Source organism: Sedimentisphaera cyanobacteriorum (assembly GCF_001997385.1).
Taxonomy (GTDB): Bacteria; Planctomycetota; Phycisphaerae; order Sedimentisphaerales; family Sedimentisphaeraceae; genus Sedimentisphaera; species Sedimentisphaera cyanobacteriorum.
Map to the genome: position 1 here is coordinate 1,615,561 of NZ_CP019633.1, position 22,434 is coordinate 1,637,994.

General features: G+C 46.8%; 17 protein-coding genes. 9 read left to right on the forward strand and 8 right to left on the reverse strand.

Annotated elements, in window-relative coordinates; genetic code table 11:
* Nucleotides 1-48: 48 nt before the first annotated feature.
* Nucleotides 49-1,173 (reverse strand): alpha-L-fucosidase, encoded by a 1,125-nt coding sequence (locus tag L21SP3_RS06490; RefSeq protein ID WP_077540079.1) that lies wholly within the window; start codon nucleotides 1,171-1,173, stop codon nucleotides 49-51.
* Nucleotides 1,174-1,565: 392 nt separating this feature from the next.
* Between L21SP3_RS06490 and L21SP3_RS06495 the strand changes: the two genes are divergently transcribed.
* The 9 genes from L21SP3_RS06495 to ispG all read left to right on the forward strand — a co-directional run bounded on the left by L21SP3_RS06495 (nucleotide 1,566) and on the right by ispG (nucleotide 13,946).
* A complete protein-coding gene (locus L21SP3_RS06495; RefSeq protein WP_077540080.1) occupies nucleotides 1,566-3,293 on the forward strand; it encodes a [Fe-Fe] hydrogenase large subunit C-terminal domain-containing protein in 1,728 nt (575 codons plus the stop codon).
* Between the two features lie 74 nt (nucleotides 3,294-3,367).
* Nucleotides 3,368-4,474, forward strand: coding sequence for a PP2C family protein-serine/threonine phosphatase (locus L21SP3_RS06500; RefSeq protein WP_161488124.1), 1,107 nt, complete (start codon nucleotides 3,368-3,370; stop codon nucleotides 4,472-4,474).
* Nucleotides 4,471-4,728 (forward strand): NAD(P)H-dependent oxidoreductase subunit E, encoded by a 258-nt coding sequence (locus L21SP3_RS06505; protein WP_077540082.1) that lies wholly within the window; start codon nucleotides 4,471-4,473, stop codon nucleotides 4,726-4,728. The genes L21SP3_RS06500 and L21SP3_RS06505 overlap by 4 nt, the downstream gene beginning before the upstream one ends.
* Nucleotides 4,729-6,150, forward strand: a complete 1,422-nt coding sequence (locus L21SP3_RS06510; RefSeq protein WP_077540083.1) for a monomeric [FeFe] hydrogenase — start codon at nucleotides 4,729-4,731, stop codon at nucleotides 6,148-6,150.
* 403 nt (nucleotides 6,151-6,553) lie between these two features.
* A complete protein-coding gene (locus tag L21SP3_RS06515) occupies nucleotides 6,554-9,577 on the forward strand; it encodes a response regulator (protein WP_077540084.1) in 3,024 nt (1,007 codons plus the stop codon).
* Nucleotides 9,561-10,739, forward strand: a complete 1,179-nt coding sequence (locus L21SP3_RS06520; RefSeq protein ID WP_077540085.1) for a hybrid sensor histidine kinase/response regulator — start codon at nucleotides 9,561-9,563, stop codon at nucleotides 10,737-10,739. Before L21SP3_RS06515 ends, L21SP3_RS06520 begins: the two co-directional genes overlap by 17 nt.
* Nucleotides 10,732-11,850 carry a DNA-processing protein DprA gene (gene dprA, locus L21SP3_RS06525; protein ID WP_077540086.1) on the forward strand — a complete coding sequence of 373 codons (1,119 nt, stop codon included), beginning with the start codon at nucleotides 10,732-10,734 and terminating at the stop codon, nucleotides 11,848-11,850. Before L21SP3_RS06520 ends, dprA begins: the two co-directional genes overlap by 8 nt.
* A 381-nt stretch (nucleotides 11,851-12,231) precedes the next feature.
* Nucleotides 12,232-12,861 (forward strand): transcriptional repressor LexA, encoded by a 630-nt coding sequence (gene lexA, locus L21SP3_RS06530; RefSeq protein WP_161488125.1) that lies wholly within the window; start codon nucleotides 12,232-12,234, stop codon nucleotides 12,859-12,861.
* A gap of 8 nt (nucleotides 12,862-12,869) precedes the next feature.
* The gene (gene ispG, locus L21SP3_RS06535) at nucleotides 12,870-13,946 is read left to right on the forward strand and encodes a flavodoxin-dependent (E)-4-hydroxy-3-methylbut-2-enyl-diphosphate synthase (RefSeq protein WP_077540088.1); all 1,077 of its coding nucleotides are present in this window, start codon (nucleotides 12,870-12,872) and stop codon (nucleotides 13,944-13,946) included.
* Nucleotides 13,947-13,948: 2 nt separating this feature from the next.
* Here the strand turns inward: ispG and L21SP3_RS06540 are convergent, their stop codons facing one another.
* The 7 genes from L21SP3_RS06540 to L21SP3_RS06570 form a co-directional block, all read right to left on the reverse strand.
* Nucleotides 13,949-16,537, reverse strand: a complete 2,589-nt coding sequence (locus tag L21SP3_RS06540; protein ID WP_077540089.1) for a hypothetical protein — start codon at nucleotides 16,535-16,537, stop codon at nucleotides 13,949-13,951.
* 4 nt (nucleotides 16,538-16,541) lie between these two features.
* Nucleotides 16,542-17,075 (reverse strand): KdsC family phosphatase, encoded by a 534-nt coding sequence (locus tag L21SP3_RS06545; protein WP_077540090.1) that lies wholly within the window; start codon nucleotides 17,073-17,075, stop codon nucleotides 16,542-16,544.
* Nucleotides 17,076-17,077: 2 nt separating this feature from the next.
* Nucleotides 17,078-18,061 carry a KpsF/GutQ family sugar-phosphate isomerase gene (locus L21SP3_RS06550; RefSeq protein ID WP_077540091.1) on the reverse strand — a complete coding sequence of 328 codons (984 nt, stop codon included), beginning with the start codon at nucleotides 18,059-18,061 and terminating at the stop codon, nucleotides 17,078-17,080.
* The gene (locus L21SP3_RS06555; RefSeq protein ID WP_077540092.1) at nucleotides 18,058-19,575 is read right to left on the reverse strand and encodes an Rne/Rng family ribonuclease; all 1,518 of its coding nucleotides are present in this window, start codon (nucleotides 19,573-19,575) and stop codon (nucleotides 18,058-18,060) included. The genes L21SP3_RS06550 and L21SP3_RS06555 overlap by 4 nt, the downstream gene beginning before the upstream one ends.
* 133 nt (nucleotides 19,576-19,708) lie before the next feature.
* Nucleotides 19,709-20,359, reverse strand: coding sequence for a TIGR03936 family radical SAM-associated protein (locus tag L21SP3_RS06560; RefSeq protein ID WP_077540093.1), 651 nt, complete (start codon nucleotides 20,357-20,359; stop codon nucleotides 19,709-19,711).
* Nucleotides 20,359-22,101, reverse strand: a complete 1,743-nt coding sequence (gene ptsP, locus L21SP3_RS06565; RefSeq protein ID WP_077540094.1) for a phosphoenolpyruvate--protein phosphotransferase — start codon at nucleotides 22,099-22,101, stop codon at nucleotides 20,359-20,361. The genes L21SP3_RS06560 and ptsP overlap by 1 nt, the downstream gene beginning before the upstream one ends.
* 30 nt (nucleotides 22,102-22,131) lie before the next feature.
* Nucleotides 22,132-22,419 carry an HPr family phosphocarrier protein gene (locus L21SP3_RS06570; RefSeq protein WP_077540095.1) on the reverse strand — a complete coding sequence of 96 codons (288 nt, stop codon included), beginning with the start codon at nucleotides 22,417-22,419 and terminating at the stop codon, nucleotides 22,132-22,134.
* Nucleotides 22,420-22,434 lie beyond the last annotated feature (15 nt).

Consider the following 22,434-nt stretch of genomic DNA (forward strand, 5'->3'; position numbering starts at 1 on the left):
TATCTCTATTAGCAATGTTAACACGTTTTCATCATCTTGGAATCAACTCTACTTTGGGAAACCATTTTTCCTGATATATTCACCAACTTTATGCAGCGTATTTACGTCCTGCTTGTCAAGAGAGCCGTCAGGGAGAGGCCCTGTATTCAACAGGAGATTAGCATCATAATCAGCAGCATATTTCAAATTATCCAGCACAGAATCAAAACCTCTGTGATTGCCGTCATGTTTTTTGGTATATCCCCAGCCGGCAATAGCGGTGCATATCTCAAAAGGCTTTCCGGCTGCCTGTTTTTTCTTTACCTTTTCCTTATCTTTGAGCCAGTGAATCTCAGGGGAATAATAATCCTCTTGACCATTGTAGCCCCATTTTGATGTAATCAAACATTGGGGCTGGAGTTTCCGGATAAGCTTGTATGTATCATCAACTCGAAACTTCTCAATAGGCCCGCTCATAGGAACGCCATGCCCATCAAGCCAAATGCTGGCAATTGGGCCGTATTGAGTAAGCAGCTCATTAATCTGCTGGTGCATATACTCTATATAAATATCTAAATCGTGCTCCTTGCCGTATTTGTAATACAGCTCAGGCTCATAATACTTCGGGCGTGCAAAGCTTCCCCATTTATCATTATTTGGAGCATGCGGATGACGCCAATCCCTTCCGTGAGAAAAATAAAGACATAACCCAAGCCCCTTTTTCTCGCAGGCTTCGGCCAGCTCGGCAACAAGATCTCTTTTTGCTGGCGATTTAACACTGTTGAAATCGGTCGATTTTGTATCAAACAAACAAAAACTGTCGTGATGGCGAGTTGTAATATTCACATACTTCATTTCAGCGCGAAGAGCCAGATCAGTGATTTCATCAGCATCAAAGTTTTCAGCAGTAAAGAGTTCAATAAGCTTCTCATACTCTTTAACATGTATTTTCTCCTTAATCTGAACCCATTCCCCCCGTCCAAGCAGACTGTAAAGCCCGTAATGAAGGAAAAGGCCAAACTTTGCTGCTCTAAACCAATCCATTGAAGAAGAATGAGGTTTGGCAGAGTAATCCTGAGCAAAACCTTTTAAATATGAAGGTGCTGAAGAATTAAACTGACCTGTAGAAAATGCCGGCAAACCTATTAGCCCGGCAGCACCCATTATTTTGGTAAATTCGCGCCTGTTTAGCATTTAGTATTTTCCCTATGAAATACAAAAGAAATAGCAATTCAATCTGTTTACTGTTATATTATATATCGTAATCCAGTGTATTTTTTTTGCAGCCATTTTTTTGCTTTTTTTTGCTTCACAATAAAGGCAAATACGATTATGCAAGATCATTTCTGTAGATTATTTTTCATTGAATCTGGATAATCCCCTTAATCAGACCCGTGCAAGAAGTCCGCCAGAGGCGGATGTAACAAATGAACAGCAGATTCCCATTACACCCAACTATCAGCTTTTGCGATATATAATGTCGAGGCAAGTGTAATTTATTTTTTGTTCAAAAATTTCACAAAAGGCTTGACATTGCGGCCGGATATTGATATATTTTTATCAAAGTTAAGACAAAGGCCGAAACAATGCAGGAATTAAAACCAATATACACAATAACCACGGACTGTCAGGACTGCTACAAATGCCTTCGGGAATGCCCGGTGAAGGCGGTGAAGGTATCCTCGGGCAGTGCGAGCGTTGTTCATGAGCTCTGCATAAGCTGCGGGCACTGCCTTAACGTATGCCCGCAGGGTGCAAAGAGATACCGCAGAGATATTCAGTTCGCCGCAAACACGATATCTAAATACAAGGCTTTGGGCAGGAAAGTGGCTGCTTCTGTTGCGCCGAGCTTTATCTCCGAATTTTCTGATCTGCCGGTTTCAAGCTTTATCAAGGCCGTTAAGATGCTTGGCTTTGATATAGTATCAGAAACCGCGCTTGGTGCGGAGCAGGTCTCCGCTGCCACGGTGAAACACCTCCGCGATGAGAAGCCGGATGTATGCATATCCTCTGCCTGCCCTGTGACGGTAGAGTTTATAAAGAAGTATTACCCGTCTCAGGGCGAAAGTATAGCCCCGCTGTTCTCACCCCTGCTGGTGCACTGCCGAATGCTCAAGCAGATTTACGGCGAGGATACATCAGTTGTATTCATTGGGCCTTGTGCAGGCAAGAAGCTGGAGGCCGATTCAAACCCCGAACTGCTCAGCGCTGCGATAACGTTTGAAGAGCTCAGGGGCTGGTTTGAGGCTGAGGGTATAAACCCGGAGCATATATCTGAAAATATGGAACGATTCAGCCCGAACAGGGCAGCGAACGGGGCATTGTACCCGGTAGAGGGCGGAATGCTCTCTGGGATAAAGCACGGGTGCAGCTCAATTGAGAGCAGTTATGCGTCGTTTTCAGGGATTGAAAATATGCGAAAGGTTATGGAAGACCTTGAGAACAACGAGCCCCCTGCCCCGCTTTTTCTTGAACTTCTCGCCTGCGAAGGCGGCTGCATAAACGGCCCGCTGGTTTCAGACAAAAAGAAGCTTCTCTCAGGGAGGGCAAGCGTTTTGAAATATGCAAACTACCGCAAAGAGAGTATCACAGCAAGCACGAAAGTGGAAACAAGGGGCGAATACAGGATTGAACCGGTAATACCTGCAGAGCACCGACCCGCTCAGATAAAGCAGGCTCTTGAAAAGGTGGGCAAATACAGCACCGAAGATGAATTAAACTGCGGCTGCTGCGGCTATGATACATGCAGGAATTTCGCTGGCGCTATGCTCAGCGGAAAGGCCGAACCCTCAATGTGCGTAGGTAATATGCGGAAGATAGCTGCAAGCAAGCTCGACAGCGTTATAAGCGCCCTGCCCTGCGGGATAATCATCGCAGATTCTGGCAGCAGGGTTGTGGAAAGCAACAGGAAATTTGCAGAGCTTATGGGCGAAGACAATCTCGCTGTTTACGAAAGCTGCGGCGGGCTGAACGGTGCATCCCTTGAGAAGGTAGTCCCGTTCGACTACTACTTCCAGCAGGTAATCAAGAAAGAAAACGGATTTATAGAAAAGGAAATCAGCAGTGAAACGGGCGTTCTGAATGTGCAGATTTTCACGATAGAGCAGAATCAGCTGGCAGGCTGCATAGCGCAGGATATAACTGAGCCGGCAGTTGAAAAAGAGCACATCATCGGCAAGGCGCAGGAAGTGATGGACCAAAACCTCGATACAGTAAAGAAAATAGCCCATCTGCTGGGGGAAAACGCCGCAGCATCGGAGGACATACTAAACTCTATAATCAAGAACTTCAGGAAAACGGGGGTGAAAAAATAGCGCTGGCGGAGAATTTCATAGAGATAGACCACTATCAGGCTCTCAAGCACGGCCAAAGGCTCTGCGGAGATGTGGTGGAGAAGCTGCGCCTCGAGGATCAGGGAAGGGTGATCACTGCCCTTTGCGACGGCCTCGGGTCGGGCGTGAAGGCGCACATACTCTCAACGCTGACATCAACAATCGCCACGCACTTTGCAGCCTCAGAATCCAACCTCAGGCGATATGCAGAAATTATAAGCCAGATCCTGCCGGAATGCAGCGAGAGGAATCTGGGCTATTCCACGTTTACAATTTCAGATATCGATTCGAGCGGACGCAATAAGCTGATAGAGTTTGACAACCCCTCTGCGATTCTCATAAGAAACGGCAGAATCGAGAGGATAAAGCGCAGGAAAGTTTCAGTAAAATACGGCAAACTCGGCAGCAGAGAGGTTTTCCAGAGCGTAATCGATATGCAAAGAGGCGACAGGCTTGCAATCTGCAGCGACGGGGTAACAGAATCAGGCAGAGGCGAAAAAGGTATGCAGTGGGGCTGGGAGGAAGAAAATCTTGCGAAATTCTGCGCTGGGATATGCAGCGAAAACAAAGGGCTTTCTGCAAGACAGATGGCAAAGAATATCGTAGAAGCAGCGATAAGAAACGAAGGCGGGAAGTGCAGTGATGATGCAACGGCTCTTGTGATAAACCTCAGAAGGCCGAAGAAGACACTGCTGGTAACCGGGCCGCCCTCTCAAAGAAAATTCGATGCATACATCACAGACAGGCTGAAAAATTTCCTCGGGACTAAAATTATCTGCGGCGGAACAACAGCAAAAATAATTGCTGACAAGCTCGGAAGACCTCTGCATACACACCCGGCAAACATCGGGGAAGGCCTTCCTCCTGCATCTGAGATTGAAGGGGTAGATCTGGTTACAGAAGGCATACTCACGCTCTCAAAGCTCGAGGATATGCTTGATACTGCAGGCAGCGGAAGAGCAGAAAACACGCCGGCAGGGGCTTTAATGGAGCTTCTGCTTGAATCGGACATAATAACACTTATAGTAGGCACGAAAATCAATCAAACCCATCACAATCCGGATTTTCCGATTGATGTAGAGATCCGCAGGAATCTCGCCCGAAGACTGAAGAGGGTGCTTGAGAAAAATTATTTGAAGAAAGTTGAGATAGAGCTGGTATGAAAAAAATATTAGTTGAAATATGCACGGGTACAACCTGCCATGTAATGGGTTCAGAGGCGATTATGGAAATACGGGATATGCTCGCAAGCCGCTTTAAAGATATTGTGGAAATAAAGGCCACAAGCTGCATCGGGCTATGCAGGGAAAGGAATGCTGAGCAGGCTCCTTTTGTTAAGGTCAACGGGAGGGTCGTTCCCGAGGCGAACCTGCTGAGAGTAACTCAGATGATAAACGAAATAGAGAGGGGCGATTAGATGCTCTCAGACAACAACGCCAGCAGGATAGTAAAGAAGCTGCTCGTAGAGACTGCCCGCTTAAGCCTTGAGGAAAACCTCGAGGAGGAGATAGACCGGCTTGTTATCAATATGATTCCCAAAAACAGCGCCGCAAACCGGTGCTGCGTGCATAAAGACCGAGCAGTGATAAAATACCGTCTAATGGCAATCTTAGGCCGCAGCATTGAAGATGAACAAGACGAGCTCAAGCCCTTGAGCGAATACGCCAAGGAAACTCTCAATCGAGAGAAGATAACAGAGCCCGTGCTTACTGTCATAGATGAGGCCTGCAGTGCGTGCCCTTCTGGGAGGCATTTTGTAACAAACGTATGCAGAGGCTGCGTTGCGAGGCCTTGTATGGTAAACTGCCCGAAAGATGCCATCGAAATTCACAACGGCAGAGCGGAAATCGATGAAGACAGATGCGTAAATTGCGGGATATGCCTGAAGGTATGCCCATACAACGCTATAGTTGAGATCCCCGTGCCCTGCGAGAGTGCCTGCCCTGTAGGGGCGATAAGCAAAGACCAGAGCGGGAAGGAGAAGATCGACTATTCAAAATGCATCTTCTGCGGCAGATGTATGACCTCGTGCCCGTTTGGAGCAATTATGGAACGCTCGCAGATTATTGATGTTGCCAAAAAGCTTGCGGAAGGGCGAAGGGTTGCTGCGCTTACAGCCCCCTCGGCTGCAGGCCAGTTCCCCTGCGATTTCAAACAGCTTAAAGGGGCGATCCTCAAGGCGGGATTCGGCGAGGTGCTGGAGGTGGCCGAAGGGGCAGATATAACAGCGAAAAAAGAAGCTGAGGAGTTCGAAGAAAAAATCAGAGAAGGACAGAAGTTTATGACATCAAGCTGCTGCCCTGTTTACAAAGAAGCTGCCAAAAAACACATCCCCGAACTGTGGGAGTTTATATCTGATACGCCAACTCCTATGGAATTTGCAGGACGCAGGGCAAAGGCAGACAGTCCCGACTGCATTACGGTATTTATAGGCCCCTGCATCGCTAAAAGACAGGAGGCTCTAGAGGGCAGCTCTATCGACCACGTACTAACCTGCGAGGAGCTGGGGGCGATTTTGGTGGCCAAGGATATATTCGTACGTGAAACAAACCACGCTGAAACGCTCGGGTCAGCCAGCATTGAGGCGAGAAAATTTGCAGTCTCAGGCGGGGTTACCAACGCCGTGAAAACGCACCTTTCCGGCAGCACAGAAATAAAACCGGAGCTTATAGACGGGCTGGACAAAAAAAACATCAAAAAACTCTCTGATATGTGCAAAGCAAACACAGATGCCAACTTTGTGGAAGTGATGAACTGCAAAGGCGGTTGTGTAGGCGGGCCGGGAAATCTCAGCTCACCTGCAAGGGCTGCAAAGAGGATTGAAAAATCATTCGAATAATAAAAACTCTTAACCTGCCCATTAACAGCAAAACAGCACTGAGATATTTCAGCCGCTGAGCAGCGCTGAGATATTTCAGCCACTGAGAAACGCTAAGATGCGCTAAGGATTTTTTTAGACAGGGCTTTATAGGTTCAAGGCAATGATAAGGCAGAAGTTTTTACTCCTGCAGCTGCCGCTGACCCGAGTCCACCTCGTCCACCTTGTCCGGCAGATAATCTTCCATGATTTTTCACTGATGATTTTGATTGCGCGAATTGCTAACATTTTATAACTCTTCTGTTTAAATTAGATATAATCACTAATTCCTCTATAATATTATTTGACTTAATAAGCATTTTATGTTACAAGTTATGCCGCTGAGAGGGGAGGAAGCCTTAATAGCGTTCGGGCAGGTAATTTTATGGATGAGACTACAAAAAGAGTTCTTATTGTTGACGATAATGCCGGCAACTTAAGTGTTGTTGCTGGTCTTGTCAGCAAGATGGGCTATGAGATAATACTTGCCCAAAACGGCAAAGAAGGCCTCAAAAGCGCAAAGAAGTATTCCCCCGATGCGGTACTTCTGGATATTATGATGCCTGATATGGACGGCTATGAAGTTTGCAGTGAGCTGCGCAGCCTGCCCCAGACAAAAGACATTCCGATTATATTCCTCACAGCCAAACTCCAGGAAGACGGTATAGACAAGGCTTTTGAGTGCGGCGGGACAGACTACGTTACAAAGCCCTACAGCTCGAATGTACTTCTGGCAAGGCTCAAAACACACATAGACAATTTCGTACTTGGTAAACAGACCCTCGAGCTCAAAGATAAGCTCAAGGTTCAAAATCAGTTTCTTGAAAGCATTTATGAAGATGTTCAGGTGGGTCTTTTTGTCCTTGAAGTTGAGGAAAACAGCAAGCTCAGATACCTCGGCGTAAACACCAAGTTTGAGGACATAATGGGGATAAGATCAAAAGACCTTATGTACAAAACCCTTGAAGAGCTCACAAAACATTTTTCGAAATTCACTATTGAAGAGCTTCTGAAAAATGCAGAAAAATGTATATCTGAAAGAAAAAAGATAAGCTTCAAGGGCCGTGTAATCACCAACGAAAAAACAGTTCTTTGCATAACCACGCTCAGCCCGGTCGTAAACGAAAGCGGAGCGATTATAAGGATAATCGGTTCGAGCACAGACATAACAGAACTGGAGAGGGCCAAACATGAGCTCGAAAACCATAAAAACAACCTTGAAAAAGAAGTTAAAGAGCGTACAAGCGAGCTGAATAAAAGCAGAGAAGACCTTCTGCTTGCCCAGCAAATAGCGCGTATAGGGCACTGGCATTTCGAGCTTCACAACGACAACTTCACGTGCTCTAAAATTGTAGATAAGATTCTCGGTATGCCGATATCGCAAGGTGTGCCGATATCAAAATTCAGGAAGCTTATAGACCCGAGCTACATTGACAGATTCGACAAGGTGCTCAATAAGATCTTCACGGGCTACCGGGAAGGTAAAAAAATTGAGCTTAGATTCATCTCTGCGGAAAAATACAAATACATAGAGATGAACATAAAGCCTGTGTTTAACGGAAACCGGTGCGAATACATTTTCGGGACGATACAGGACATTACCTCCCGAAAGCATATGGAGATTGCCCTGACCAAAATCCAGTTTGCCGTAGATGAGTCTTCAGATGAAATATATTTCCTCGATAAACAGGGACGGTTTATATATGCAAACCAGACTGCTCTTAGAAACTTCGGGATCCCGGCGGATAAACTCGGCAGCAAGGATATATTCGAATTCAACCCCGAAAAAACCAGGCAGTGGTGGAAAGAAACTTGGGAAACGCTCAAGAAAGACAAAAAAATATCCTTGCAAACCACCCACCGAACAAAAGACGGCCTTGAATATCCGGTAGATATCCGCGGGCAGTACCTCAAGCTCGAAGAACAGGAGCTTTGCTGCATATTCTGCCGAGATATCTCGAGGATAAAACAATACGAACAGGAGCTGGTAAAGGCAAGGGATGCAGCAAACAAGGCCAGCGAGGCAAAAAGCCAGTTCCTCGCCAATATGAGCCATGAGATTCGAACTCCTATGAACTCCATCATAGGGTATTCACAGATGCTTAAAAAATCCGACAATCTCACAAACGAACAGAAAAAACAGATTGAAATTGTTGACTCAAGCAGCCATCATCTGCTTAATCTGATTAACGATATCTTAGAGATGAGCAAGATGGATGCAGGGAAAGTAACACTTTCTCCAACTAACTTTGATTTCATCAACCTGCTGAACATTACCAAAAGCATATTCACCCTGAAGGCGGAAAATAAATCAATATTCCTCGAATACGATATACCATCGGATTTCCCCCGAGTGGTCTATGCAGATGACGGAAAGATAAGGCAGGTTATAATAAATCTTCTGGGCAATGCGGTGAAGTTTACAGACAGAGGAGGCGTGCGTGTTCGCGCTCGGCACGAGCAGCTCGATGAAAATATCCTGAAAATAACAGTGGAAGTGGAAGATACAGGGTACGGGATTTCCGAAGACGAAAAGGAGAAAGTGTTCAGCTACTTCGACCAGACAGAGTCTGGCACTAAGAGCGGCGGCAGCGGACTGGGGCTTGCAATCAGCAAAGGCTATGCAAGACAGATGGGCGGAGACATTACTTTTACAAGCCAAAAAGGCAGAGGAAGCACTTTCAGTTTCACTTTCACTGCAGAACTGCCTGAAGGAAACCAGCAGAATCAGCAGCTCAGCAAAAGAACAATAAAAAACCTTACCGAAGAACATGAAGGCAAACTGGTGATAATCACGGACGACAACAGGGATAACAGAGAGGTTCTGGCGGCCATTTTAAATAACACCGGATTTCAAGTGATCTCTGCGGAAAGCGGAGGGGAAACCCTTGACCTGCTCGAGAGATTCCAGCCCGACATACTGCTTCTGGATAATATGATGCCTAATATGACCGGTGCGGAAGTTATAGAGAAGATCAAGAAAAATCAGAACATAAAGGATTTCCCCATAATAATAATTTCTGGCGATGTAATGGAAAAAAGCCATCAGCTCGCTGAAGAAGCCGGCGCTACTGATTTTGTCAGCAAGCCTTACGAAATCGACCAGCTTTTAGAAAAAATCGCCCTGTACACTAATTCAGAATATGTTTATGAGGAACCTGACGCTGATGAGCAGAATCTTTCTTTCAAAGACATGGCTAAGTATCTCTCCGGAATCGAAAGCTCGCTATTCAATTCGCTCAAAGCAGACCTCGAAAACGGACGAATGAAGGAATTTACAGAGCAGACAGAAAAGCTGAAGAAAAAAGACAAAGCAGCAGGGGCAAAATTGTACCGCCTCGCAGAAAGCTATGAATATGAACAGCTCTACAAACTATTTGGAATTGATTTAGATGACGAGAATCGATAACGCAAAAGTGATGGTTGTTGATGATATGCCCAACAACCTGCGGCTTCTCGACAAGATGCTCACCGGCTCGGGATATGATGTTTCATGCTTCCCGAAAGGCGCGATTGCTATTAAATCAGCAAAAAAACACCCGCCTGAGCTGATACTTCTCGATATAAATATGCCGGAGATGAACGGATACGAAGTGTGCAAAAGGCTCAAGGCCGACCCTGAACTGGCAAAGATACCCATAATTTTCATAAGCGCGCTTAACAATACAGAAGACAAGATAATGGCCTTCAAATCAGGAGGCGTGGACTATATTACAAAGCCTTTCAAATTTGAAGAGGTGGAAGCGAGAATTCAGACTCACCTGAAGATTGAGAAACTTACAGAGAAGCTTGAAAAACACAACGAAGACCTTGAGGACAGGTTAGACCAAAAATCAAGGGAGCTCAAGGAAGCAAACGAAAGGCTTATGATACTCGACAAAGCCAAGTCGGATTTCCTTACGCAGATATCCCACGAACTGCGAACCCCGCTTAATTCCATACTCGGGGTTATGAAGATGCTTCTTGATAATGAATGCAAATCTGTTTCATCTGATATCGTAGATATGTTTGAGGGCTCGAAGGAAAAGCTCTTATCTATTATCAACGATGCGACCCTGCTTACTCAAATCAAAGTTTCTCAAAATTCCTTCAGCAGGGAGAACGTTGCGCTGAGGCCTGCTCTGCAAAGAGCCGTGCAAACAAGCAGCCTTAAAGAAAAAGGGCGATCGCTTGATTACAAGCAAATTCCTGAAGATATTTCCATATATGCAGACAGGACTCTGATAGACAAGGCCTTTGAATCTCTGTTAAGAACTGCCCTGCTTTTATCCAGCGAGAGCTGCTCTATGCAGTTCAGCTGCGAGGAAACCAAACACAAGAATTCAAAGCTTCTGCTCTTGAAGTTAAGCGTAAAAGGGCAGAACATACCTGAGGCCATCCTTCCAAACTTTTTCAGCGAATTCGGCCATGGCCAAACCATAAGCAGCGAGGGGGATTTTGGTCTTGACCCGGCGCTTACGAATAGAATATTCCAAATTAATGACGCACGCATCGAGGCAGAAAATACCAAGGACGGTGTGGATTTCATTATAACATTCAGCGAAAATTCTATCATTAAAGAAAATGGATGAAGAGAAAACAAGGCTCTGGCTGAAGCTCTCTAAAGCTGATGGAGTTGGCCCTGCGGGAGTTGTAAGGCTGCTTGAAAGATTTGGGTGTATCGAATCGATAGCAGGCGCAGGCAAAGAGGGGCTCAAAGCAGTTAAAGGAATCGGGGATAAAACCGCTGATTCAATGCGCAAAGCCTTTGACAATCTCGATACTTCAAAAGAGCTGGAGCTGTGCGAGAACAGCGGGATAGGAATTCTCACTTTCGATTCGCCCTGCTATCCGGAACTGCTTAAAAGCACAAAATACGCGCCGGCAGTTTTGTATTATCTCGGAGATATAGAAAAACTGCAAAGGCTTGAGCCTTCAATCGCGATAGTCGGCTCGAGGCGATGCAGCTTCTACGGCAAAGAGCAGGCCAGAATTCTCGCCTGCGGGCTCGGGGAAGCAGGATTCAGCGTTGTTAGCGGGATGGCAAGGGGGATTGATTCGGAGTCGCACTATGGAGCACTTACCGCAGGCGGAGATACGATAGCAGTTCTCGGCTGCGGGCTTATGCACATTTACCCGCCAGAAAACAAAGGCCTGTTCAAAGAGATTGCAGCAAGGGGAGTTTGCCTGAGCCAGTTTGCCCCTGACACAGAGCCGAGAATGGAGCATTTTGTTCCGAGAAACAAGATTATAGCCGGCCTCTCAGAGCAGGTTTTGGTTGTGGAGGCGGGGCCGAATTCGGGTGCTATAAAAACTGCCAGCTTCGCAAGAGAAATCAGCAGGCAGGTCTTCGCTGTACCGGGCAGGATAGACAGCAGGCTCAGCTTCGGCTCGAATAAGCTAATAAAAGAAGGAGCTGTGCTTTGCAGAGGTATTTCTGATATACTAAACGAGCCCATGGAGAAACACAAGCCGGCGACAAAAAAAGCAAAGCTCAAGGGTAAGCCCAAAACGCTTTTCGATAAGGGCAGCAGTGAAGAGCTGATCGCTGAAACTCTCAATTCAGGCGAGAAAAGCAGCGATGAGATAATAGAAGAAACCGGCCTAAACGCCGGCGAGGTGAATTCCGCCCTAACTTGGCTGCAAATAAAGGGGGCAATCGAGCGTTTGCCCGGGAATAAATATAAGCTTGCGAGGAGATAAAAAAATTTTTGTTTTTGTTCGGTTTTTGTTTGGAAGTTGAGCAAAATCTGCTAAAATGAAAACTGAATGGCCTACTGCTGCCGGCAAAATGAGCCGTCAGAGTTAAGTTACGGAAGACTTAATCGGAGGCAAGGAAAATGAGAAAAAAACGCAAAAGCCCTTTATGCAGTTTCGGGCCTGGAGGCGAGTACAAAACGGAATACTCGCCGGACCGTTATGATTCGGGAGTAGAACAGAGCTCTGCTTTGAAGGTTCTGTTTGAGAGTTTTTCCTGTGCTTTAGCGGAAAAACTGATTTGGACTCTTAACACCGGCCCGCATACAGCAGAACTGCACAATTACTCGAGCCCATTTGAAATGGACTGCAATTATGGGGAGAACAATGCAGCTGACACCAGTAAAAATGAATATTCTCGAAATATTCGCAAATTTCCAGCGGGAAAAACATTATTCCCCGACGATGAAGGAACTCGCCGAACTGCTGGGAAAAAGCAGAACCACAGTGTTCGAACACTGCACCGCCCTTCGAAAAAAGGGGTATCTCTCGGCATCCCGGGGCAAGGTTCGCTCTTTGAAACTCACCGCTAAGGCAGAAGAACTTTTAGGTGATGATGCCGTAGAGGCAGTCCAGAGCGATAATGAAGGCATCCCAATGCTGGGCAGTGTGGCAGCGGGGTTTCCCGTAGAACCGCTGGAGTCAGACGAGAAACTGTCTATCCCAGCACAGTTCAGCACTAAAGGAACCCTTTTTGCACTTAAAGTTTCGGGGGAGAGTATGATTGGAGACAATATTTTCCCGGGTGATTATGTAATCTGCCGGCATACAAACGAGGCAAAAAACGGCGATATTGTGGTTGCGTTAGTGGATGAGAACGAGGCAACCCTGAAAAGATTCTACAAAGACAAAAACTGCATCCGACTTGAGCCGTCTAACGATGAATATGAAACGCTGCGGGTTACCAACTGCCTGATCAAAGGCGTTGTTACAGGGCTCTTGAGGAATATACACTAAGAGAGCTAATGAACAGCAGCAAACCCGAAAGACGCAAAACCAGAGAAGTTCGAATAGGCTCGACTGCAATTGGCGCGGAAAATCCTGTGGCGGTGCAGTCTATGACGAAAACCCTCACCACAGACATCGAGGCGACCATTGCGCAGATCAGCCGGCTCGAAAACTGCGGCTGTAATATAGTGCGCGTTGCCGTACCAACGAAGAAAGATACCGAGGCCTTCGCCAAGATAGCCGCTCAGGTGAACGTGCCTCTTGTGGCGGATATACACTTCTCCGCTCAAAGGGCAATTGAGGCAATCGAGGCGGGAGCTTCTAAAATACGAATCAATCCCGGGAATATGAGGTCTTGGCAGGAGCTTGATGAGGTTATAGCCTGCGCTAAGGTAAATAAGATTTCAATGCGACTCGGCATAAACGAAGCAAGCATAAGGAATCTCAAGGAAGACACGCCTTCCCGTGAAAGGACAGGGCTTATGTTTGAAGAGATGAGCGAATATGTGCGGGAATTTGAGAAGCGAGGGTTTTGTGAGATAGTATTAAGCGCTAAGAGCGTGGATGTGAACAGGACAATCGAGATAAACAGAAAATTCTCAGAGGGCTTTGATTACCCAATCCACATAGGCCTAACCCATTCCGGCCTGCCTGAAGACGGGATTGTGCCTTCCGCTGCGGCCGTGGGCAGTCTTCTTAGCGAAGGGATAGGCGATACAGTGCGAATCAGTCTCGCCGGCAAACCGGAGAATGAAATAATCACTGCGCAGGATATCCTCGCCTCTTTCGGGCTTTATGAGAAGAAAACGCCGAGAATCGTAGTATGCCCTACCTGCGGAAGATGTATGATAGATGTGCTCTCGCTTGCAAGAGAAATCAAACAAGCCGTCCAGGAGATTCAAAAACCGCTGAAAATTGCCGTAATGGGCTGTATTGTAAACGGCCCGGGCGAAGCGGCAGATGCCGACCTTGCTGTATGCGCAGGCAGCGGGAAGGGATATATCTACCGCGGCGGGAAAAAGCTTGCGGTTGTTCCGGAGGCTGAGCTTCTTGCAGAATTTTCAAAACAGATAAATCTGCTTGTGGCTGAGTAATACTACCACGTTCGTGATATGCCTTCCAGAGATGTTTTGAAATCGCCGGTTTTTACGTTGTATATAATTTCTTCAACCACATTATTATTCAATACGCAAGGATTTTCTTCTGAACCGGTAATCTCTAAAAGCCCGCTCTCTGAGCTGTAAGAAAGGTCTTCTCCTATTAGGGTGAATCTGTCCGGCTCAAAGTAGCTTACGCCGCCGGAGGCTGAAACATCTGAAATTTTCAGCTTGCCCTCTTCAGACTGCTGGGAGTATTCAAGCCTGAGTCTGCCGGCATCAAGGAGCTTTTCTCTGCCCGCCTGCCCTTGCGAATCAACGGGTATATAACCTATCCTCAGCGGCTCGTCAGCGCGGCGTGCAGTAATAAACTGCCGGTTTCGGTTGATAGTAAGCCTGCTGAAATTATCCACCAGAGCAAAGCACCGCGCGGTAAGATCGAATGCTGAATCATCTTTATTTGATTCGTCCGGCTGAACGTTTTTATTGTTCACCTCAATCCTGCCCGGCCCGCTTACATCAATCTGCTTGTCAACAGCGCTGTAGTTAATATCTTTTCCTGTGAGTTTCATAGCGCTGATAAGCTTATCGCCTGTGAATTTGCGGTTTGAAGCAGTAACCTCCTCACCAGTAAGATAGATAGACTCAATAGAAGACGGAGAAATCCCGCCTTCCGGATTTTGCTCCTCGCGCGAGAGCTTAACAATCATCTCTTCGCAGGTAAACTTTGTAACTTCACTGATCGAATTATTTTCCGTGCTGCTCTTGCCTGCTACATTTCCGGAAAATTCAATTTTCTCAGATTCCGCGTTGTAAACCACATCATTATCACATTCTATATCAAGGGGAAGCGTTCTTCCTTGAGCAGGCAGGTTCAGCCTGAGATTTATATCTCCGCTTGCCCTTGCCGCCTGCGAGGTGAAATCGTATTCCATCTGTTCGGAGCTGAAAACAGCAGAATTCTGCCCGCCCCCGCTGACTGAAGCGGAAAGGGTAGGATTCTGGGTGGCTAGAGCTTCGGCAGGCATCATGCGGCCGCTTTGCTCATCAAAACTGACATCAACACTGCCCGCTTTCAGAATGCCGGTGTTATTAACAAGAGAAACGTTTTCACGCAGCTTCAATTCGCTTATGCCCTCTCCGTCGGGGGAGGCTTTCAAAAACGCCCTGTCCGCTGAAAGGCTTTGCGGTGAATCTGAAAGCAGCTCGGCAGTGAGCCCGCCTTCAATCTCGGCAGATTTCAGCTTATATTTTTCTGTAAGGGCAATATCAAGACTGCTTTTAAATTTCAAAACAGACCGGCTTCCCTGCTCGCCTGAGACAAGCCTTCCCGGACCTTCCACAAAAGCAGTAAAATCTTTTCGGCTAAGCCTCATACTGCTTGAAGACAGCAGCTGATAGCCCCCGGATTTTGAGCTCAGCTTTATCTCACTCTCACCAGCTTTCGAGGTAAGCTCAGCTGTCTGCTTTGCTGTATCGTAAAATATGCGGGGGGAATCTGCGTTCGCTTCTGGTGAGCTCAGCTTTGCAGGAGAACCGGCAATTTCCACGCTTATACTGCCTGCGGGGTTAGTTTTCTCAGAGGGGGCGAATTCAAGGCCGTTTTTGCAGGAGGCAGCAAGCGAAGGTTTCCCTTTGGGCTGGTCTGTCTTTTCTGGCTGGGCATAGGCATCAACATCCCCGCTGCTTTTATCTCCGTTTTCTTTTTCGCTTTCGCCTGCCTTCCAGAGTATATTGTTTATAACAAGTCTTTCGCAGCTGACGTTTTGCTGTTTATATTTCAGGTTCACATCACCATTGAGGCTGAGGCTGTAATAATCACCCTTTTCAGCATCGCCGGTCTTTTCAGGCGAGGCCTGCCCTCCCGAAGCGATACCGCCCTCTTCGCCTTCGATATCTTCGAACACTTTTATACTGTTTACATAATCAATTTTCAGATAGCTTATCATATTCTCTTTTGATTCGTACCGGAGATTGAGCCCTTTGCCCTTGAGCTCGAGAAAATCGCTGAGGAGCTCAAGCGTACCATCGCTAGTGAGCTCGTTTCTTTCGATATGGTAAGAAAGCGAGGAAAGATCGATATCTACATCACTTCGACCTTCCAAGATAAATTTGACATGCACATCTTCTTCAAACTCCGCAATAACCGGCTTGGGCTTGCCGGTCTGCATCTCTACGGTGATAGTTCCAGATACAGAATTGAGCTTGCAGGTATAGCCGTCTCCGTAAACTGTGAGGCGGGGCTCACGGATAGTCCATCTCATACCGTCCTTATGCAGAAGCTTTTCGAAGCCGAATCTGCTGGCCACATTTCCATCTTTATCAAGAAGTTTGAATTCGGATTGTTCGGTTTGGCCGATCTCAGTATCTCCGATACTGCCAGCCTTTTTATCTTCAGCAGGCTTTGCATCTCCATCACCATTACCAGCATCCTGCCCTTGCGAATCCTGCTCCACCTCGACAATAGTATAATCATCATCAACCTCGATAACCACAGGCTCTTTGTAAAACCTTACGGCATAATACACGCCTGCGCAAACGAGGAGGGTGAAAGCGAATAATAAAAACTTCTTAAAGAATTCCATCATCTGATCAGCCCAAATATCTGTTCATCAGTTCCTGCCATTTATCCTGATGCTCAAGAATCAGCTTCACTATTTCCCTTACCGCGCCGCCGCCGCCAGGGCGTTTAGAAACGTAATCCGAGCATAATTTCAGCTCGTCAACCGCATTGTCCACAGCAGCACTGAAGCCTGCCTGCCTTGCCACCGGCATATCAACCACATCATCGCCGATCCAAGCGGTTTGCTCAGGCTGAATTTGGAGCGTTTCGAGCATCTGTTGAAATACAGGCAGCTTTAGCTTGCAGCCCTGATAAACGTGCTGGATATCGAGCTGGGCAGCCCTGAGGTTTGTAACATTAACCGCCCTTCCGCTCAATATTGCAGACTGATGCCCCGCTCTGTGCCAGAGCTTTATCCCATGGCCGTCGTGTACATTGAAAGCCTTGGACTCAACTCCGTAATCATTGAGTATGATGCTTCCGTCTGTAAGAACTCCGTCAACATCGAGCACGAGAAGGCGAATGTTTTTGAGTTTTTCTTTGTCGTATTCCTGCTTGAACATTTTTACCTCGAAAGCTTGATTGAAACAATATCCTGCACGTCAATCATTCCCACAGGTTTGAGGCCTTCATTAACAACGGGCAGTTCATCAATTCTGTATTTATGGAAGATTGCCATAGCCTCAGATGCGAGGGTGTTGGTTTTTACATACTTGCAGTTTGCTGTCATCACTGATTCAACTTTGCGGGTGAATCCGTCCGATTTAGTATCCATAAACAGCCTGCGAAGGTCTGCATCTGTTATAATACCCTCAAGACTGCCTGTCTTACCTACGACCATAACCGCTCCTCTTCGTTTTGTGGAGCTGGTTTTATCGAGCATTTCAGCAATTGTAAGCTCCTTTTCCACAATCGGAAGCTTGTCGGTCTTCGTGAAGTCCATAGACTGCTCTACCGTAATAAGCTTCGCCCCGAGCGAACCGCCCGGGTGATACTTTACAAAATCCTCCTTTGTAAATTTTTTCGCCTTCATCACAGTAAGCGCAAGCGCATCGCCGAGAGCCAGCATACAGGTTGTAGAAACTGTGGGCGCCAGCCCCAGCGGACAGGCCTCTGTAAGCGAGCCGAAGGCCAGAGACACGTCGCAATTTTCTGCGAGGCTGCTGTCGGGTTTGCCGGTAAGAGCGATTGTCTTCACGCTCATCTGCTTGAGCACCTGCATAAGCCTGAGGATCTCAGCTGTTTTCCCGCCAAAGCTTATAAGCACGGCAAGGTCTTTCTCGCTAACCCTTCCGAGGTCGCCGTGGACGGCTTCGCTCGGATGCAGAAAGATGCTCGGTATGCCGACAGAGGCCATAGTAGCGGATATTTTTCTGCCGATAAGGCCGGCCTTCCCTATCCCGCTCACCACTACATTCGAGCGGCATTCGTAAATGCTTCTGCACGCTTGGATGAAGCTCTCCCCTGAAACCAGCTCAGAGAGAGAATCAACAGCCTGAGCTTCTTTTTTTATAACTTGCTGAGCATACTTGGTGTCGAACTCTGTCATAGAACCATTCTTCCTCTTTCATCCAGGCAGGATACTGTGAATTCCTCGCCCTTCATTTCAGGCCTCTGCCTAATCTCAATACCCTTCTCGCTTTCGCATTCGGCCTCGCATATCACCGCCCTTTTGCTGTTGAGCAGATGTTCAGCAATCTCAGCTGAAGTTTCCACAAGCACTTTAACAGTTCTCTTGTTGGCAAGGGCAATCTGCACCTCTCGAAGAATCTCCACAGCTACAGACTCTGCGCATTTTATGAGCCCCGAGCCCCCGCACAGCGGACATTCCCTGAAAAGACTTCTCTCCAGAGAAGGCCTCATTCGCTGCCTTGTCATCTCAACAAGGCAAAACTGGCTCATTCTGAGTATTCGATACTTTGCCCTGTCCGGCTTAACAGCATCTCTGAATTCTTTTTCCACTCTCCTGCGGTTTGGGGCTTTTTCCATATCTATGAAATCACATACGATTATCCCGCCCATATCTCTGAGCCTCAGCTGCCGGGCAATTTCTTTTGCCGCTTCGATATTTGTCTGAAGAGCGGTTTGCTCAATATCCTTGAACTTCTTCGCCCTTGCGCTGTTTACATCTATTGCCACAAGAGCTTCGGTCTGTTCGATAACGATTGTTCCTCCGCCTCGAAGCTCTACCTTGCGCTGCTTAACCTTGTTCACCGCCTCCTCAATCCAGTACTTATGGAACAGCGGCTCTGAGGAATTATAAAAGCTAATTCTCTTCTTGTATCTGGGCTGGGTGATTTCGAAAAAATCTTTAATCTTGTTTGTAACCGTCTCGGAATCACACACTACCCGCTTGACCGTGGTATTGAAAACATCTCTAACCGCTCTTATTGCAAGGTCTGATTCTCTGTACAGCTCTGCGGGAGGCTGTCTCTTGTTCATTCGCTTTTTGATAGATTCCCAAAGCCTCGTCAGGTATTTGAGATCCATCTGTATATCTCTTTTGTTGGCAAGCTCTCCTGCGGTTCTTATTATAAAACCCGCATCCTCAGGCCCCTCAAGCTCGGATATAATCCCCTTAAGCCTCTTCCTGCTCTCCTCATTCTCAATCCTCTGGGAAACCCCCACCTTATTCATCCAGGGCATCAAAACCAAATATTTACCGGGCAAGGAGAGATACGTTGTTACTGCGGGGCCTTTAGTTCCCACGCCTTCCTTAATAACCTGCACAACGATCTTCTGACCGGGTTTGATGCACTTTCTGATAGGAGGCCTTTTCTTCAGGCCTGTACGCTTGCCTATCTTCTCTTTAGCTCCTTCATTCACATAGTACCTTGGATGTATATCGCTTATATGAAGGAAACCGTGGCGCTTCTCGCCGTAATCTACGAATGCCGCCTGAATACTCGACTCTACATTTATAACCTTACCCAGATAGATATTGTTTACGCAGGAATTATCGTCTTCCCGCTCCATGTAAAGTTCTTCAAGAGCGCCATCCTTCAAAACTGCAACTCGGCATTCCTCGCCCTGAGTTACATTTATCAGCATTTCTCTGGACATTGCTAAAACCCTTTATAATTAGGGGCTAAGCAGCTGAATTTTACTTTCAAACCTGATAAGCTTTTTCCAATAAACCGCTGAATACTTTTGTATTCCGCTGATTCATTAGAGAAAGCCTAATAAACTGCAGCTGCTATGCCCACCCTATATTTGTTCTTAATATTCTGCTCAAGTCGGTTTCTTCAAAACCGGCCAGCCTTAAAATTTCTCCGGCTTTTAACGTACCGGAGCTGGAGAAATTGACCTTCAGTTTAAGTCCGTTGTCTTCAAGCTCAAGCTTTTCAATAAGCTGAGCCAATGGAAGAACCTTTATTTTCCCTGTTTTGTGTTTCTTACGTGTAAACTGAAAATCTCTTGATTCTATTTTTTCTGTAATATCAGATTTAATCGCCTCAGCCTCTTCGCGGGTGCACCTGATAAGATAAGTAACATCGCCAACTTGGCAACCCTTTTTCCCTGAGAAGACCTGGGCTGCTGAGACAAAAATTCCTTGAGGAAGCTGTTTATTAAGTTCTGCCTTTAATTGCTCAGGGTCAATCTGAGTGTTCGGGCGGTCGAGCTGGGCTGCGCAGAGCTCACAGAGAGAGTCCACGCCGACATTTTTCGGAAGCGGCAGGGAAAACCTCGGGTGCGGATTGAAGCCTTGGGAAAATCTCAGCGGGAGCTTCGCCCTGATGCAAGCCCTTATTAAAACCCTCATCACCTCCTGATGAGAAAGAAAGGCTGTACCTTCTGAAATCTGGTACACCATAAAAAGCGTTGAAAAATCTTCTCCGCCCTGCATCACTGAACCTCTGGAACTATTCCCATGAGAGTGTCCCTCAGATAGTTTATCACAGAACGCCTTGTTTCAAGGCAGCCAGCTCTTCTTGCCACCTCTTCACAAGTTGGTATGTCCAGAGCCCTTATAACGAGCTTAATCTCCGGTATTCTTGGAGCCGCCACCGAGAAACTGCGCACGCCCAGACCCAACAGAAGGGGCACAAACTCAGGTTCTGAGGCCATCTCGCCGCAGACACATACATCTGTACCGGCCTTCTTGGCATTCCGGACAACTTCCTTTATCAGCTTTATCACTGCAGGCTGCCCGGGCGAATAGAGGCTGGCAAGCTTTTCGTTTGCCCTGTCAACCGCAAGGGTGTACTGAATGAGGTCGTTGGTGCCGATGCTGAAAAAATCCACCTCTTTTGCGAGGAAGGCTGAAATAAGAGCAGAGCTTGGGGTTTCAATCATTATCCCAATCTTGATGTTGAAATCGTAATCAAACCCGTCGTCTGCGAGGTCTTCCATTACATCCCTGACAACCATCTTGGCATGACGCACCTCTTCTACGGTGGTAATAAGCGGGAACATAATCTTTATATCTCCCTGAGCACTTGCCCTGAGAATTGCCCTGAGCTGGGTTCTGAAAAGAGGCAAATTTTTCGTAGTGAGACAGTACCTTATAGACCGCAGTCCGAGAACAGGGTTTGTTTCGACGGGAAATTTCCCGTCTGAGGGCATTTTGTCTGCCCCGAGGTCCATCGTTCTTATCACAAGCGGACGGCCGCCGAGCCTTCTGATTACGTCCAGATATGCGTTGTAATGATCCTGCTCGGAAGGCATCTTATCATTTTGCAGATACAGAAATTCAGTTCTGTACAGCCCTACGCCTTCTCCGCCCTTCGATGCCACGATATCCGCCTCCTGAGGCAGCTCGATGTTTCCTCCAAGCGATACTTTTACGCCGTCGGTTGTTTCAGCAGGCAAATCGCACGTTTTCTGAAGCTTCTGTTCTACCGCAATTGTATCATCGCTGTATCTGCGGTATTCCTCAAGAGTCTCTGAATCCGGACGTATTAGAACCGTGCCTTTATAGCCGTCGAGGATTATAGTATCCCCGTCTTCAGCGGACGATGTAATATCCTCGAGGGCAACAATCGCCGGGATTCCGATAGATCTTGCTACAATAGCAGTATGGCTGGTTCTCCCGCCTGCGTTTGTGGCAAAACCTTTTACATAATCAAGATTAAGCGAGGCGGTTTGAGTGGGGCTGAGGTCGTTGGCTATAACAACGCATTCCTCATTTATGCTTCCCAAATCATAGTATTCTCTTTTTGTAAGTACTCTAAGAAGCCTTTTCTCGATGTCGTATATATCGCTCACCCTCTCTCTTACATAGTTGTCCGACGAGCTTGATAGGGTTCCTGATATCTCCTTCAAAACATTCGACACTGCATACTCTGAGCAGACAGATTTTTCTCTGATTCTCTTAGAGACCCTTTTGATCAGAGATTCATCGCTCAAAAAGCCCACGTGAACAGCAAATATATCTCTTATTCCGCTGTCATCGCTTCCGTACTTCTTGCTGAGCTCGCGTACCTGCTCTGCGGCCTGCTGGAAAGCCTTTTCAACCCTCTTAACCTCATCCTCAATCTGCTCGGATTCAATCGCTTTGTGCTGAATCCTGAAATCTTCAGCCTCAAGCAGGCAGCATTTGGATATTATTATTCCCGGGGATACGGGTATTCCGTTTTTAATTTCCATCAATTTCCAACCTTTAGCGAGAATTACATATCAGCTGTTCTCTGCATCAGATTCAGACTCTAACAATGTCTCTTCAATTAGCTCTCTAAGCGCTTCCAAAGCTTCGATGGCGTCTTCACCCTCTGCTGAAATAGTAATATTTTCGCCGGAAGGCACCACGAGAGTCATTATTTCCATAATGCTCTTGCCGTTAACCCTATTCTCACCGTTAGCAATCGTAATCTCACTGCTGAAATTACTTGCCATCTCGGAAATCTGCATTGCTGGCCTCATATGCAGTCCTTCCGGCATCATAATTTTGACCACTATTTCATTCATATTATGAAGACCTGT

Coding starts and splice junctions, on each gene's coding strand:
- L21SP3_RS06495 (WP_077540080.1), top strand. CDS start 1,566: ATGCAGGAATTAAAACCAATATACACAATAACCACGGACTGTCAGGAC.
- ptsP (WP_077540094.1), bottom strand. CDS start 22,101: ATGGAAATTAAAAACGGAATACCCGTATCCCCGGGAATAATAATATCC.
- L21SP3_RS06545 (WP_077540090.1), bottom strand. CDS start 17,075: ATGTTCAAGCAGGAATACGACAAAGAAAAACTCAAAAACATTCGCCTT.
- L21SP3_RS06520 (WP_077540085.1), top strand. CDS start 9,561: ATGACGAGAATCGATAACGCAAAAGTGATGGTTGTTGATGATATGCCC.
- L21SP3_RS06555 (WP_077540092.1), bottom strand. CDS start 19,575: ATGTCCAGAGAAATGCTGATAAATGTAACTCAGGGCGAGGAATGCCGA.
- L21SP3_RS06540 (WP_077540089.1), bottom strand. CDS start 16,537: ATGATGGAATTCTTTAAGAAGTTTTTATTATTCGCTTTCACCCTCCTC.
- ispG (WP_077540088.1), top strand. CDS start 12,870: ATGAACAGCAGCAAACCCGAAAGACGCAAAACCAGAGAAGTTCGAATA.
- L21SP3_RS06505 (WP_077540082.1), top strand. CDS start 4,471: ATGAAAAAAATATTAGTTGAAATATGCACGGGTACAACCTGCCATGTA.
- lexA (WP_161488125.1), top strand. CDS start 12,232: ATGCAGCTGACACCAGTAAAAATGAATATTCTCGAAATATTCGCAAAT.
- L21SP3_RS06510 (WP_077540083.1), top strand. CDS start 4,729: ATGCTCTCAGACAACAACGCCAGCAGGATAGTAAAGAAGCTGCTCGTA.
- L21SP3_RS06515 (WP_077540084.1), top strand. CDS start 6,554: ATGGATGAGACTACAAAAAGAGTTCTTATTGTTGACGATAATGCCGGC.
- L21SP3_RS06560 (WP_077540093.1), bottom strand. CDS start 20,359: ATGCAGGGCGGAGAAGATTTTTCAACGCTTTTTATGGTGTACCAGATT.
- L21SP3_RS06550 (WP_077540091.1), bottom strand. CDS start 18,061: ATGACAGAGTTCGACACCAAGTATGCTCAGCAAGTTATAAAAAAAGAA.
- dprA (WP_077540086.1), top strand. CDS start 10,732: ATGGATGAAGAGAAAACAAGGCTCTGGCTGAAGCTCTCTAAAGCTGAT.
- L21SP3_RS06490 (WP_077540079.1), bottom strand. CDS start 1,173: ATGCTAAACAGGCGCGAATTTACCAAAATAATGGGTGCTGCCGGGCTA.
- L21SP3_RS06570 (WP_077540095.1), bottom strand. CDS start 22,419: ATGAATGAAATAGTGGTCAAAATTATGATGCCGGAAGGACTGCATATG.